Raw genomic sequence first — 13933 nt, forward strand, 5'->3', positions numbered from 1 at the left:
GCGATGGACCTCCTGCCCCTCCTCCTGCGCGTCGCGGTCTCCCTGGCGCTCGTGCTCGGCCTGGTCTACGCGCTCCAGCGCGCGGCCAAGCGCCGCAGCGGCGGCCGCGCCGTGGACGCCACCCGCTTCACCGTGCTGGCCCGACAGTCCCTGACCCGCTCCGCCGGCGTCTCGGTGCTGCGCGTCGGTGACGACGCCCTCGTGGTGGGCGTCACCGACACCCAGGTGCAGCTGCTGGCCCGCATGCCGCTGGCCGACTTCGAGCGCCCCGCCACCGAGGACGCCGTCGAGACCGCCCAGGTGGTCAGCGTCCGCGAGGTCCGCACCCCCGTGGTCAGCGTCGGCGCGGCCTTCACCCCCGCCGCCGCGCCCGCCAAGGCCGTGGCGACCGTGGGCGCCACCCCCCAGCGCGGCGCGCTGGCCGGCTCGGCGCTCTCCCCGGCCACCTGGACCTCGGCCCTCGAGGTGCTGCGCGAGAGGACGACCCGGCGATGATCACCGCCCTGCTGACGGCAGGGGCCGCGGCAGGGCCCCAGGGCCCCGCCGGGCCCGTCGCTCCCACCGGAGGAGCCGGTTTCACCGTCGCCGTGAACGGCATCGACGGGACGCCGAGCACGTCGATCGTCCTCATCCTCGCCATCACGCTGCTGTCCGTGGCGCCGGCGATGCTGCTGATGATGACGGCCTTCACCAAGATCGTCGTCGTCCTGAGCATCACCCGCAACGCCCTCGGCCTGCAGGGCGTGCCGCCCAACCAGGTGCTCGCCGGCCTGGCGCTGTTCCTGTCGCTGTTCGTCATGGCGCCGGTGATCACGCAGATCAACACCGACGCGGTGCAGCCGTTCCTGCAGGGCACCATCACGCAGGGCCAGATGTTCGAGGCGGCGGCCGAGCCGCTGAAGCAGTTCATGCTCCACCAGACCCGTCAGCAGGACCTGGCGCTCATCACCCGCGCGGCCGACCGCCCCAACCCGGCGAACCCGGCCGACGTCCCGCTGACCACGCTCATCCCGGCGTTCGTGCTCTCCGAGCTGCGGGCCGCGTTCATCATCGGCTTCGTCATCTACGTCCCGTTCCTGGTCATCGACATCGTCGTGTCCTCGGGGCTGATGGCACTGGGCATGATGATGCTCCCGCCGGTGACCGTGTCCCTGCCGTTCAAGCTGCTGCTCTTCGTCATGGTCAACGGGTGGGGCCTCATCGTGACGGCCCTGGTGGGGAGCTACCGCTGATGGACGCCGCCGTCATCGACATCGCCGTGCAGGCGATGATCATCGCCGCCAAGCTCTCCGCGCCGATGCTCCTGGTCGCCCTGTCGATCGGCTTCATCGTGTCGCTCTTCCAGTCGGTCACCCAGATCCAGGAGCCGACGCTGTCCTTCGTGCCCAAGGCCGTCGGCGTCGCCGTCGTCCTGGTGGTGGCGGGCAACTGGATGCTCGCCGAGATGAACGAGTTCACCACCGGTCTGTTCGACCGGATCCCGGCGCTGCTGGCGATGGGCTGAGAGGAGGAGACCCGTGGAGCTGCCCACCATCGCGCTGACGACCGTCGCCGGTCACCTGCTCGTGCTGCTGCGGGTCACCGCCTGGCTCGCCATCGCCCCGCCGTTCTCCCACAAGGCCATCCCGAACCAGGTGAAGGCGCTGCTGGCCCTCGGCATCACGATGGCGCTCGGCTCCACGATGGACTTCTCCACGCTCTCGCTGTCCACCCCGGACCTCGTGCTCAGCGCCCTGTCGCAGGTGCTGGTGGGGGCCTCCCTCGGCTTCCTGTGCTACCTCGTCTTCTCCGCGGTGCAGGCGGCCGGCAACCTGCTCGACCTCTTCGGCGGCTTCCAGGCGGCCACCTCCTACGACCCGCAGATGGAGACCGGCGCCGCCGTCTTCGGCCGGCTCTACCAGATGACCACCGTGGTGCTGCTGTTCGCCTCGGACGGCTACCTCGTGGTCTTCCACGGCCTCGCGCAGACCTTCCGCGTGCTGGGCCTGCAGGAGCACATCTCGTCCGCGCTGCTGGCGCGGCTGGTGGTCGAGGGCACCACGCAGATGTTCGTCTCCGCGCTGCAGATCGCCGGCCCGCTGCTCGCCGTGCTCTTCCTCACCGACGTCGGCCTGGGCCTGCTGACCCGCGCGGCCCCCGCCCTGCAGGCGTTCTCCCTCGGCTTCCCCCTCAAGATCATGATCACACTGTCGCTGGCCGCCATGACCGTCGCCGCGCTGCCGTCGGTGGTCGACGCGATGGCCGACCAGGCCGGCTCGCAGACGGTGGCCACGGCCACCGCCGGTGGCGACGCCGGAGCCGCTGACGCCGCCTCGAGCGTCCTGCTGGGCGCCCCCGCCGGTGCGGCGGTCGCCCCGTGAGCGCGGGAGGGGGTGGGGGCGAGAAGACCGAGAAGCCGACACCGAAACGGCTCCAGGACGCCCGCAAGAAGGGCCAGATCGCCCGGACGCCGGACCTCGGCGCGTGGGCCGGGCTGGGCGTCATCGTGGCCGTCATCCCGATGGTCATCGCACCGACCCGCGAGCGCCTGCAGGCGATCGCGGAGTCGCTGGACGTCGTGGCGAAGCACCCCGAGCCGGCGCTCATGCTCCAGGCGCTGGGCGCCGGTGGCGCCGCGATCGTGCCGGCCGTCGCTCCGCTCCTCGCCGTCGCAGTGGTCGTCGCGGTGGTCGCCTCCGTCGGCCAGGGCGGTTTCGTGCTGGCCACCCAGGCCGCCAAGCCCAACTGGCAGCGCCTCGACGTGCTCAAGGGCATCAAGAACCTCTTCAGCGTCGTCAACCTCTGGCAGCTGGTGAAGTCGCTGGTCAAGACCGCGATCATCGGCGGCGTCCTGTGGGTGACCGTGCAGGGCCTGGTGCCGCAGCTGCTCTCCGGCGGCGGACTCACCCTGGCCGGGGTGCTCGACGCCACCTCCGGCGGCGTCGCCTCCCTCGTGCGCATCGCCGTGGGCGCGGGCCTGATGCTCGCCGTCGTCGACTTCGCCGTCCAGAAGGCGAAGACGATGAAGGACCTGCGCATGACCAAGCAGGAGATCAAGGACGAGTCGAAGAACTCCGAGGGCAACCCGGAGATCAAGGCCGCCATCAAGGGCAAGCAGCGCGCCATGAGCCGCAACCGCATGATGGCCGCCGTCGGCGAGGCCGACGTCGTGCTCGTCAACCCGACCCACGTGGCCGTGGCCCTCAAGTACGAGCCGAACCGCGGCGCCCCCCGCGTGGTCGCCAAGGGCTCCGGCCACACCGCCGCCCGCATCCGCGCCAGGGCCTCCGAGACCGGCGTGCCGCTGGTCTCGGACGTCCCCCTCGCCCGTGCGCTGTACGCGGCCTGCGAGCTGGAGCAGGAGGTGCCGATGCACCTCTACGTGGCGGTCGCCCAGGTGCTCGCGTTCGTGATGGCCCTCAAGAAGCGCGGCTCGGCCTCGGGCCTGCACGCCAACCCGGCTCCCGTGGCCGTCGAGGTGCCCGACCACCCGCTGCTGCGCGGCCTCCCCACCGCCGGCTGACCGCGCTCCCCAGTCTCGACTATCGCCCGGCACCGCCGCCGCGTCGACCTTGGCGTTTCGTGGCCTCCCGAGCCTCCAGCCGCCCACGGAACGCCAAGATCGACGCACGTCGTCCGCCCACAGGTGACCCCCGGGCCCGTAGCGTCCACAGGCCAGCGGGCGACGACGACCCCGGGCGGCCGGGCGGCGCCAGTCTGCGGCGCGTGGAACTCCTCCTCGACGCCTCGCTCCCGTCGTCTCTGACCGGACTGGCCCTGCAGCAGCGTGGCGTGCTCACCACCGTCCAGCTGCGGACCGCCGGGCTGAGCGAGGCGCGCATCCACGACGTCGGGCGGCGCGACGGGTGGCGGCAGCTGCTGCGCGGCACCCGGCTCGTGGCGGTGCACGACGGCGACGACGCCCTCGACGACCTCGCCCGCTCCTGGAACCAGGCAGCCGTGCTGGTGCTGCCGCGCGCCGTGCTCGCCCGGGACAGCGCGCTGCGCGAGCTGCGGGTGGCGGGGCTGCCGTTCCGCGACGGCGTCTGCGTGGCCGTTCCTCCGGGCGCCGAGCTGCGGGGACGCCTCGGGCTGGAGGCGCTGGTGACCGAGCTGGCCCCGGAACACGTGACCACGTCGGTCTGGGGCCTGGCGATGACGAGTGCGGTCCGGTCGCTGGCGGACACCGTGCCGCGCTGCGACCGGCCGACGGGGCTGTCGGTCCTCGACTCCGCGCGACGCCGAGGGGCCACGGAGGCGTCGCTGGTGGCAGCACGGGTGCTGGCCCAGGGCCACCGGGGGTGCCGGCAGGTGGACGACCTGTGGGAGCTGGCCGACCCCGACGCGGAGACACCGCTGGAGAGCCGTGTGCGCCTGCGGATGGTCGACGGCCACCTGGCGCCGGACCGGCTGCAGCAGCGCCTGCGCGACGCGTCGGGCCGCGTGTACGCCCGACCGGACATGACGATCGACCGCGAGCGCCGCCGACGACCGCACCGCGGGCCGCTCTTCGTCGAGGCTGACGGGGTGGGGCCCCACGGAAGCCCCACGGCCGCGTTCCGCGACCGGGACAAGACCAGCGCCATCACTGCGGACGACGGCGACGTGGAGCGCTTCACCTGGCGGGACACGCTCGACCCGATGCGGATCCCCTGGCGCTTGCGGCGGGCGCTGTGAGCACCGCCGCCACGCCCGCCCCGACCCGCCGCTGCGCCGGACGGGTGATCACCCGATCGGCTCAAGGGCGCGGCCCCGACTGCCGATGCACCCTCCGTGGACTTCCGCCGCGTGAGCACCCTCGCTCTGCCGCTGGGCGTGATCGGCATCATCCTGCTGCTGGTCGTGCCGCTGCCGCCGTTGCTGCTCGACTTCCTCATCGCGCTCAACATCATCATCGGGCTGCTCGTGCTGATGACCGCGATGTACGTCCAGCGGCCGCTGGACTTCTCGATCTTCCCCAGCGTGCTGCTCGTCGCGACGCTGTTCCGGCTGGGCCTCAACGTGGCCAGCACCCGCCTGATCCTGCGCGACGGCCACGCCGGCGACGTCATCCACGCGTTCGGCGACTTCGTCGTCGGCGGGTCCATCGTCATCGGCCTGGTGATCTTCACGATCCTCGTGGTCATCCAGTTCATGGTCATCACCAAGGGTGCGGAGCGCGTCGCCGAGGTCGGCGCCCGCTTCACCCTCGAGGCGATGCCCGGCAAGCAGATGGCCATCGACGCCGACCTCGCGGCCGGCCTCATCGACGAGGACACCGCCCGCCAGCGCCGCGCGGACGTCACCGCCGAGGCGGACTTCTACGGCGCCATGGACGGTGGCGCCAAGTTCGTCAAGGGCGACGCGATCGCCGGCATCATCATCATCCTCATCAACCTCATCGGCGGCTTCGCCATCGGCATGGTGCAGAACGGCCTGTCGGCGGGGGAGGCGCTCCACAAGTACTCGCTGCTCAGCGTCGGCGACGGCCTCGTCACGCAGATCCCGGCGCTGCTCATGTCCATCGCCACCGGCATCATCGTCACGCGCGCCACGTCCACCTCCGACCTGGGCACCGACGCCGCCACGCAGCTGCTGCGCAACAAGACCGCGCTGCGGATCGCCGGGGTCGGCGGCCTCACGCTGGCCCTCATCCCGGGCCTTCCCAAGCTGCCGTTCATCGTCGTCGGCGGTGGGCTGCTCCTGCTGGCCCAGCGCATCAAGCCCGAGGCCACCGCCGCCGAGACGACCGACGAGGTGGACCCGCTGGCTCCCACCGCGGAGACGCCCGAGCAGCTCATGCAGCAGATGCGCGTCGACCCGCTCGAGATCGTGCTGGCGCCCGACCTCGTGGACATGGTCGACACCGCCTCCGGCGGCGACCTGCTGGACCGGGTCCGCGCCCTGCGCCGCAAGATCGCCCTCGAGCTGGGCATCGTGCTCCCTCCGGTGCGCACCCGCGACTCCCTCGACCTGCCGATGTCCTCCTACGCCGTCCGCATCTCCGGCGTCGAGGTGGGCGTGGGCCAGGCGCCGCCCGGCAAGGTGCTGGCCCTCGGCGACGACCTGGAGTCGCTGCCCGGCGTCGTCACCGTCGAGCCCGTCTTCGGGCTGCAGGGCAAGTGGGTGCCGGCGGAGATGCGCCACCAGGCCGAGCTCACCGGCGCGACCGTGGTGGACCGCGCCTCGGTGCTCGTCACCCACCTCGCGGAGATCGTCCGCAAGAACGCCCCGCGCCTGATCTCCCGCGAGGACGTCAAGACCCTCACCGCCTCGCTCAAGAGCACCGACGCGGCCGTCGTCGAGGAGCTGGTGCCGAGCCTGTTGTCGCTGGGTGAGGTGCAGCAGGTGCTGCAGTCGCTGCTGGAGGAGGGCGTCGCGGTGCGCGACCTCGGCCGCATCTACGAGGGCCTGTCGCTGCGCGCCAAGGGCGGCGCCTCCCACACCGACCTGGTGGAGGCGGCCCGCGCCGCCCTCGGTCCCGCGGTGGCCGCCCCGCACGTGCAGGACGGCGTGCTGCGGGTCCTCACCCTCGACCCGCTGCTGGAGCACCAGTTCGTGGAGACGCTGCGCCTGACCGACTCCGGCCCGCAGTTGTCGATGGACCCTGCGCGTGTCGAGCGGGTGGTGGACGAGGTGGCCCGTAAGGTCCGTCATGTCGAGGACGCTGGGTGGTCTCCCGTCCTGGTGTGCGCCCCGGCGCTGCGGGCCCCGCTGCGTCGAGTCGTGTCGCTGACCACCCCCGGCGTCGCTGTCCTGTCCTACTCCGAGGTGTCGGGCCCCGGGATGGTCGTCGAGACGGTGGGGGTCGTGAGTGGCGCCGAAGCAGTTGCTGCTTGAAGGCCCCGCCATCGAGCCGCTCCTCGAGAGGGTCTGGGCCGAGCACGGCGCGGACGTCAAGATCGTCAAGGCCGAGCGCGTCCGCGTCGGCGGCGTGGCGGGCTTCTTCGCCCGCGAGCAGTTCGAGGTGACCGTCGAGGTCCCCGACCCCGTCCCCGGCTCCGCCGGGACGGCGTCCCCCCCGTCCGCTCCCACGACGACGACGAGCGCCGCGAGGCCGGCCCCCGCTCCGCGCTCACCGCTGGCCTCGCAGCCCCAGCGCCCGGCCCGGCCCGCTCCGCAGGGCCAGCCGGCCGGTGGCCTCGAGGCGCTGCTGGCCGCCGCCGAGCAGGGCGACGCCGCCACCCGCCCCGCCGCCGCTCCGGCCGCCGCGCCCCGCGCTTCCCGGCCCGCCCCGGCGCCGGCACCCGCGGGCCCCTCCGCCCCCGCTCTCGCCGGGGGGTCGCTGGACGACTTCGACGCCATCTTCGGCGCCGTCACCGGCGGCGCCCCCCTGAGCCCGGCCGCTCGTGCGGTGGCCGAGGCCTTCGCCGCCAGCTCCGCCCAGGCGCCGCCGGCCGCCTCCCCAGGCGGCTCCGCGGGCGGCTCCCCGGGCGGCTCCGACGACGACGACCCCTGGGTCGACGGCCCTCCGCCCGGCAGCACCCCGCGCTCGCGGCGACCGATCGTCGGCCGCGTCGCCGAGCCCGCCAGCGCGCGGTCCGCCGCCCAGGCGCCGGAGCTGGAGCCGCTGCAGCCCCTGGAGGAGTCCGCGCCGGACCTCTTCGCCCCGGCGGCCGTGCTGCCGGAGACGCCCGTGGTCGAGCCCTGGCGCGCCCCCTGGGAGGCCGAGGCGGAGGCCGCCGCTGCCGCCCGCACCGCCGAGGCCGAGGAGGCCCGAGCTCCCGAGCCCGCGGTCGACGAGGACGCGCTGCTCGCCCCGTCCCGCGCCTCCGCGGTGCTCACCGCGGCCCCCGCGGCGGCGCCGGTCGCCGAGCAGGTGGCCCTCGCAGCGGCCCCGGTGCCGGCTCCCTCGGCGGCCTCGGTGGCGCCGCCGCTGCCCCCGGCCGCGGCTCCGGTCCCCGCCCCGCTGCCCCGCCGCGTGGGCCGCTCGTTCGCCCCGCTGCCCGCCGGCCCCCGGTCCGACGGGTACGCCCTGCAGCGCAGCGCCGTCCTGCGCCTGCCCGAGACCGACCCGCGGCTCGCGCCGCTGGCCCCGCTCGTCGAGGCCCTGGTCGACGACGACGACGCCGCGGCGTGGACGCCGACCCTGGCCGCGCCCCCCTCGCTCCCACGGGCCCCGCTCACGCCCCAGCCGCTCGCGCCGGCGCCCGTCCCTGCGCAGGACCCGCACGACCGCCGCTCCGCAGACCGGCTCGCCCAGCGCCTGGCGGCGCTCGGCGTCCCCGTGCCGTGGCTGTGGGACCTCCCGCCCGGCCGCTCCGCGGCCATGCGGGAGCTGGCGCGCCGCATCGGCAGCGCCCCCGTGCGCAGCCGCACGAGCCCGGTCGCCGAGCCCGTCGTCGCGGTCCTGGCCGACCTCGAGGACGCGCTCCCCGTGGCCCAGCACCTCGCCACCGGCATGGGCCTGGGCGAGGAGGACGTCGTCGTCATGGGCCGCCGGGTGCGCGGCGTGGCGCCCGAGCGGTGCCTGCCCTCGCGGCAGGAGCTGCAGGAGGCCGCGCAGGACGCTCGCGCCGACCGCCGCTCCCTGGTGGTGGTGCTGCCGGCGCCCATCGGCGCGGCGCCGCCCGTGCGGGCCGCGGTGGCCGACACCCTCGAGCAGCTCGCGCCCGACGAGGTGTGGGCCGTGGTCGACGCCACGCGCCGCCTCGACGACACCGCCGCGTGGCTGACCGCCGTCGCCGGTGAGCGGGGCGTGGACGCCCTCGCCCTCACCAACACCGAGGTCACCTCCGCGCCCGCCGCGGCGCTCGCGCTGCCCGCCCCCGTGGTGCTCGTCGGAGACCGTCCCGCCACGCCGGAGGCCTGGGTGTCGATGCTCGCGGCGCGGCTGGCGGCGGAGGAGCTGCGGTGAGCCCGGCGCGCGACCGCACCCCGCCGCCCCGCCGCGAGGTCGCGTGGCCGCCGCTCGGCAGCCGCGCCCTGCTCACCGCGCCCGGCGAGGAGCCGCGCGCGACGGTGGTCGAGGACGTCGACGGCGACGCCGTGGCCGTCGCCGTCCCGCCGCTGCGCAAGGGCGAGCTCGAGCCGCCCCGCGAGGGGGACCCGTTCGAGCTCAGCTGGCCGGGTCCGCGCGGCCTGGTGGTGGTGCCCGTCCTGCTGCGCGCCCGGGTGCGCGACGGCGTGCCCCTGTGGTGGCTGCAGGTGGCTGGCGGGCCGGACGTGAAGCAGCGCCGCAGCTTCGTGCGGTCCGAGGCCGTGCTGCCGTTCCCCGCGCGCGTCGTCGTGGACTGGCAGCTGCCCGAGCGCGGGAGCGCCGCCGGAGAGCTCCAGGACCTGTCCGAGGGCGGGCTGCGCGCCCACCTGCGCGCCACCGGTCCGGGCGCGGACTGCCCCGAGGGGGCGGGTGTCGCGGTGCGCCTGACGCTGGTCGACGTGGCGCACGGCGCCGCCGACGCGGTCGAGGGCGTGGACGTCACCGAGCACGAGCTGTTCGGCACGGTGCTGCGCTCCGGGCGCCTGCTCGAGGACCCCGACGCCTGCGAGGTGGTGGTGCAGCTGCACGACGACCGCGCCCAGGCCGACGCCCTGCGCCGCCTCGTCTTCGCCTGGCAGCGCCGCGCCCGGCGCAGCTGACCCCGGTTCGTCACCGCTGGTCGTTCCGGCGTTTCGCCCGTGGCGGGACGTACCGGACGGCTACTGTGGGTGGATGCTGGTCCTCACGCGACGTGCCGGTGAGAGCGTCATGATCGGGACCGACGTCACCGTCAGGGTCCTGGAGATCCGCGGTGACGTGGTCCGGGTGGGCGTGGACGCGCCCCGCGACGTCCAGGTGCACCGCGAGGAGGTCTTCCACGCGGTCCGCGCCGCCAACCTCGAGGCCGCGAGCACCGGCGCGGCCCCCTCCCCGGCGGTCCTCGCCGGCCTCAGGAAGCGACCGGCGCCCCCGGTGCCGGCGCAGGCCCCCCAGCCGTCGGAGCAGCCTCCGGCCGCCCCTCCCGCAGCTCCCTGACCAGGGAGCCCACCACCGCCTTCAGGTCGCCGTCGCTGGCGGCCGCCACGGCGCGCTGGCGCTGGTAGCTGGCGCCGTGCACGGGGATCTGCGCCACCGCGGCCAGCTCGTCGCTGCATCCCAGCCGACGCGCCACGGGCTCCAGCCGCGTGAGGACGTCGGCCAGGTCGTCGGTGACCAGGCGCTCGTCCCCGGCCGCGCTGGTGATGATGATCGCGTCCAGCCCGTACCGGGCGGCGCGCCACTTGTTCTCCTGCACGTGCCACGGCGGCAGCACCGCCGGCAGCTCGCCCGCCTCCAGGCGGGCGTCGAGGTCCACCACGAGGCAGTGGGTCAGCGCGGTCAGCGCCGCCAGCTCGGCCTCGGTGGGCACGCCGTCGCACACCCTGACCTCCAGCGTCCCGATGCCCGGGGAGGGCCGCACGTCCCAGCGGACGTCCTTGAAGGAGTCGATGACGCCGGTGTGCAGCAGGTCCCCGACGTAGGCCTCCAGCTCCTCCCAGCGGGCGAACTGGAAGGGCAGGCCAGCGGTGGGCAGCTGCTGGAACATCAGCGCCCGGTTGCTGGCGTAGCCGGTGTCCACCCCGGCCCAGAACGGCGAGGACGCCGACAGCGCCTGCAGGTGCGGGGCGTAGGCCAGCATCGCGTCCAGCACGGGCAGCACCTTGTGCACGCTGGACATGCCCACGTGCACGTGGACGCCCCAGATGAGCATCTGGCGGCCCCACCACTGCGTGCGCTCGATGAGCTCGGCGTACCGGGGCCCCTCGGTCATGGTCTGCGCCGACCACTGGGCGAAGGGGTGGGTGCCGCTGCAGGCCAGGTCCAGGCCCAGCGGCTCCGCAGCGGAGCGCACCTGGCCCATCACCTCGTGCAGGTCCGCGACGGCCTCGGCGACGGTGTCGTGGACGCCGGTCACCAGCTCCACGGTGTTGGTGAGCAGCTCGTGGGTGACGCGCTGGCGGCCGTCGGGGTGGGCGGGGCGCCGGCCGACCTCGGCCAGCACGTCGGAGGCGCGCGGGGCGAGGTCACCGGTGGCCGCGTCGACCAGCGCCACCTCCCACTCCACGCCCAGCGTGGGGCGCTCGGAGGCGCGGAAGGGCAGCGCACCGCGACGCGCGTGCGGTCCGAGGGACGGCGTGGTCACACCGCCACCTCAGCACACGCCGCCCACCGCGCGCTGCCCCTCCCGGTGATCAGCGCCCCGGTGACCCCGTCACAGGCGCGCGGCGAAGAACGCCAGCGCTGCGGCAGCCACCAGCACCGCGATGACGATCGGCACGACGAGGTTCGCGCGCCGGCTGGGCAGCTTCGGCTCCGGGGCCGACAGGCCCGACGTCCCGGCCTCCGACGGCGGGGTGTCACCGGGCGCGACGCCGCCACCGGGCTCCAGGCCCGGGGTGGTCGCGGGATCGGGGTCGGGCACCTCGCTGGAGCTGCCCGGGCGCTCCCGGTCGGCGCCCTCGTCGCCGTGGCCGCCATCCGGCCCGCGCCCGGGGCCCCCGCCGAGGTTGGAGCTCACGCGCCCGCCCCTGCGGCAGCGGGGCTGCTCGCGAACTCCTCGACGACGGCGGCGCAGAACGCCGGCAGGTCGCCGGGGTTGCGGCTGGACACCAGGCCGCGGTCGCGGACGACCTCCTCGTCCACCCAGGTGGCCCCGGCGTTCTGCAGGTCGGTGCGCAGGCTCGGCCAGGACGTCAGCGTGCGGCCGCGGACCACGTCGGCGGTGACCAGCGTCCAGGGGCCGTGGCAGATGACCCCGACGGGCTTGCCGGACTCCACGAACCGCTTGACGAAGCTCACGGCGGAGGAGTCCATCCGCAGGTGGTCGGGGTTGGTGGTGCCGCCGGGCAGCAGCAGCGCGTCGAAGTCGCCGGGGTCGGCGCCGGACACCTCGGCGTCGACGTCGAAGGTGTCCTTGGGCTCGACGTCGTTCTCGTAGGCCTGGATCGAGCCGCTCTCCAGCGACAGCAGCACCACCTCACCGCCGGCGTCCCTGATGGCCTTCACGGGCTCGGTGAGCTCCACCTGCTCCACGCCGTCGGCGGCGAGCACCGCGACCTTCCGTCCCTGCAGCTGATCGGTCATGCGGGACACCTACCCCGTGCGCGTCCCCTCATGCCCCGGGACGGCCGGAGGGCCCGCACCCCNNGGGGTGCGGGCCCTCCGGCCTGCTGGTCGTCCTGCGTCAGCAGGTGGTCGAGGGGTCGACGGCCTGGTGGGGGTCCGCCGGGCTCTCGGCGGGCGCCGGGACCGCCGACGACGACGCGCTGGGAGCAGCGCTCGCCGCCGGGGCGGGCGGCGCCGGGTACAGCGCGTTCTCCACCATCTCCCGCAGCGCGTCGTAGTCCGGGTCCCCGGTGGAGATGTTGGCGCTGGTGAAGGACAGGGCGCGGAGGTCGCCGCCCTTCACCACCTGGCCGAGCGTGACGAAGGCGTCGAGCTCGCCGGCGGGGATGTCGGTCTGGATGTTCCTCTCGGCGGCCTTGGCCAGCGACGGGAACGCCGCGGCCAGCTCGACCGGCCCGTACTGCTGCACGGCGGCGGAGATCACGCACTGCTGGCGGGCCATGCGGTCGTTGTTGTCCGAGCCCTCCCGCGAGCGGGCGAACCACAGCGCCTCGTAGCCGTCCAGCTCCTGGGCCTGGCCCTTCCGGATCCAGCCGGTGATCGGGTACTTGCCACCGGTCTCGAGGTTGTGGCCGCCGCCGATCGGGATGTCGCGCGGCACGTTGAGGGTGATGCCGCCCATGGCGTCCACGAGCTGCTGGAAGCCCTCCAGGTCGACCATGGCGTAGTAGTCGACGTCCAGGCCGGTCGCGGCGGCCACGGCCTCCTTGGTGGCCTCGACGCCGGGGTCGTTGCCCTTGGCGGTGCCGCCGAACATCTCTGGGTGCAGCGTGCCGAAGAGGTAGACGGCGTTGAGCATGCAGCCGCCCTCGCCGTCCTCCTCGCACGCCTTCGGCCAGGCCTTCGCGGCGGCGCTGCCCTGCGGGAACGGCACGTCCTCGAGCTGGCGGGGCAGGTTGAGGAGCGTGGTGTCACCGGTCTTGGTGTCGATGCTGGCGAGCATGATCGTGTCGGGCCGGGTGCCGACCCGGTCCGAGCCGGTGTCGGCGCCGAGCATGAGCACGTTGACGCGCGGCACCTGCGCCCAGGGGTTCGCGGCCGCGGTGTCGGGCGCGTTGCCGGAGCGCGACTCGGAGCCGAAGAGGTTCTCGAGCAGGTCGTGGTTGGCCATCGCGTAGCGCGCCGCCGTGGCCGAGGGGGCCACCACGAGGGCGAGCAGCGCGGTGACGAGCAGCAGCGAGCCCAGCCGCTGGGCCCGGGTGAGCCGGCCGACCCCCGGGGAGCGGCGCAGGCTCGCATGGGTGGCCACGATGACCACGCACCACAGCAGGGCGCCGAGCGCAGCACCGGCCGCGATGACGAGCATCGCCTGCGGGTCGAAGGCGATGCTGCGGGCCATCGGCACCAGCCGGCCGGTGAGCAGCACGGCTGCCGCCGCACCGAGCCCGGCGAGCACCGGCAGCAGCACCAGCCAGCCCCAGAAGCGCCTGCCGGCGGCCACCAGGCCCGCGCCCGGCACGGCGGCGCCGAGCACCGTCAGCAGCACCAGGCGGGTGAAGCCCTCGCCGGAGCTGCTGGCGTGCCGGCCGCGGGGGTCGTCACCGGCGTGGATGAGGGTCACCTCGTTCGCAGCGGGCCGCGGCGGCGCGCCCTCGGGCGCTCGGCGCGGGGCGGGCGGCCGCACGGCCGTCGCGGTGGCGGTGGCGCCGCGGGCGGCGCGCTGCGGGCGGCCGTCGCGGACGTCCCTCACGTCCCCCGCCTCGCGGACGTCCCGCACGCCGCGGGAGCCGCGGACGTCGCGTCGCCGCGGGTAGCTCCCCGGTTCTGTCACGGTCACCAGACCCCCTCGCGCCCGTGCGACTCGGTCGCGCACGGCGGAAGGCCATCACACCACCGGGATCACCCAGCCACGCCGCATTCGCCACGTGACGCGCCGGAGCGGTCACGTGT

The 13933-nt window shown here is 74.9% G+C and carries 13 protein-coding genes and 1 pseudogene; 10 read left to right on the top strand and 4 right to left on the bottom strand.

Translation table 11 applies throughout. The features are described 5' to 3' along the window. Nucleotides 1-3: 3 nt before the first annotated feature. The 10 genes and pseudogenes from FHN55_RS03555 to csrA all read left to right on the top strand — a co-directional run. Complete coding sequence (locus FHN55_RS03555; RefSeq protein WP_139710861.1) at nucleotides 4-495, top strand: flagellar biosynthetic protein FliO; 492 nt, start codon at nucleotides 4-6, stop codon at nucleotides 493-495. Then, complete coding sequence (gene fliP, locus FHN55_RS03560) at nucleotides 492-1232, top strand: flagellar type III secretion system pore protein FliP (protein ID WP_139710862.1); 741 nt, start codon at nucleotides 492-494, stop codon at nucleotides 1230-1232. Before FHN55_RS03555 ends, fliP begins: the two co-directional genes overlap by 4 nt. Then, complete coding sequence (locus FHN55_RS03565; RefSeq protein ID WP_180357618.1) at nucleotides 1232-1504, top strand: flagellar biosynthetic protein FliQ; 273 nt, start codon at nucleotides 1232-1234, stop codon at nucleotides 1502-1504. The genes fliP and FHN55_RS03565 overlap by 1 nt, the downstream gene beginning before the upstream one ends. 13 nt (nucleotides 1505-1517) lie before the next feature. After that, nucleotides 1518-2360, top strand: a complete 843-nt coding sequence (locus tag FHN55_RS03570; RefSeq protein ID WP_218974313.1) for a flagellar biosynthetic protein FliR — start codon at nucleotides 1518-1520, stop codon at nucleotides 2358-2360. After that, nucleotides 2357-3502 carry a flagellar biosynthesis protein FlhB gene (locus tag FHN55_RS03575; RefSeq protein WP_139710864.1) on the top strand — a complete coding sequence of 382 codons (1146 nt, stop codon included), beginning with the start codon at nucleotides 2357-2359 and terminating at the stop codon, nucleotides 3500-3502. The genes FHN55_RS03570 and FHN55_RS03575 overlap by 4 nt, the downstream gene beginning before the upstream one ends. Before the next feature lie 269 nt (nucleotides 3503-3771). Next, nucleotides 3772-4656, top strand: coding sequence for a hypothetical protein (locus tag FHN55_RS03580; RefSeq protein WP_139710866.1), 885 nt, complete (start codon nucleotides 3772-3774; stop codon nucleotides 4654-4656). Nucleotides 4657-4767: 111 nt separating this feature from the next. Continuing rightward, nucleotides 4768-6798, top strand: a complete 2031-nt coding sequence (locus tag FHN55_RS03585) for a flagellar biosynthesis protein FlhA (protein ID WP_218974314.1) — start codon at nucleotides 4768-4770, stop codon at nucleotides 6796-6798. Next, nucleotides 6773-8815: a hypothetical protein gene (locus tag FHN55_RS03590; RefSeq protein ID WP_139710870.1), complete on the top strand. Its 2043-nt coding sequence runs from the start codon at nucleotides 6773-6775 to the stop codon at nucleotides 8813-8815. The genes FHN55_RS03585 and FHN55_RS03590 overlap by 26 nt, the downstream gene beginning before the upstream one ends. Next, entirely contained in the window at nucleotides 8812-9537 is a 726-nt protein-coding gene (locus FHN55_RS03595) for a PilZ domain-containing protein (protein WP_139710872.1), read from the top strand. Before FHN55_RS03590 ends, FHN55_RS03595 begins: the two co-directional genes overlap by 4 nt. A 73-nt stretch (nucleotides 9538-9610) precedes the next feature. Continuing rightward, nucleotides 9611-9790: pseudogene (gene csrA / locus FHN55_RS24230) on the top strand (carbon storage regulator CsrA); the annotation flags it as partial. A gap of 37 nt (nucleotides 9791-9827) precedes the next feature. Here csrA and FHN55_RS03605 read toward each other — a convergent pair. The 4 genes from FHN55_RS03605 to FHN55_RS03620 all read right to left on the bottom strand — a co-directional run bounded on the left by FHN55_RS03605 (nucleotide 9828) and on the right by FHN55_RS03620 (nucleotide 13820). Then, complete coding sequence (locus FHN55_RS03605; protein WP_139710876.1) at nucleotides 9828-11060, bottom strand: glutamate--cysteine ligase; 1233 nt, start codon at nucleotides 11058-11060, stop codon at nucleotides 9828-9830. Nucleotides 11061-11129: 69 nt separating this feature from the next. Continuing rightward, the gene (locus FHN55_RS03610) at nucleotides 11130-11435 is read right to left on the bottom strand and encodes a DUF6480 family protein (RefSeq protein WP_306821784.1); all 306 of its coding nucleotides are present in this window, start codon (nucleotides 11433-11435) and stop codon (nucleotides 11130-11132) included. Beyond that, the gene (locus FHN55_RS03615) at nucleotides 11432-12001 is read right to left on the bottom strand and encodes a type 1 glutamine amidotransferase domain-containing protein (protein ID WP_139710878.1); all 570 of its coding nucleotides are present in this window, start codon (nucleotides 11999-12001) and stop codon (nucleotides 11432-11434) included. Before FHN55_RS03615 ends, FHN55_RS03610 begins: the two co-directional genes overlap by 4 nt. Before the next feature lie 100 nt (nucleotides 12002-12101). Continuing rightward, a complete protein-coding gene (locus FHN55_RS03620) occupies nucleotides 12102-13820 on the bottom strand; it encodes an LCP family protein (RefSeq protein ID WP_139710880.1) in 1719 nt (572 codons plus the stop codon). Nucleotides 13821-13933 lie beyond the last annotated feature (113 nt).

This window comes from Streptomyces sp. NP160, from assembly GCF_006335115.1.
GTDB lineage: Bacteria > Actinomycetota > Actinomycetes > Actinomycetales > Quadrisphaeraceae > Quadrisphaera.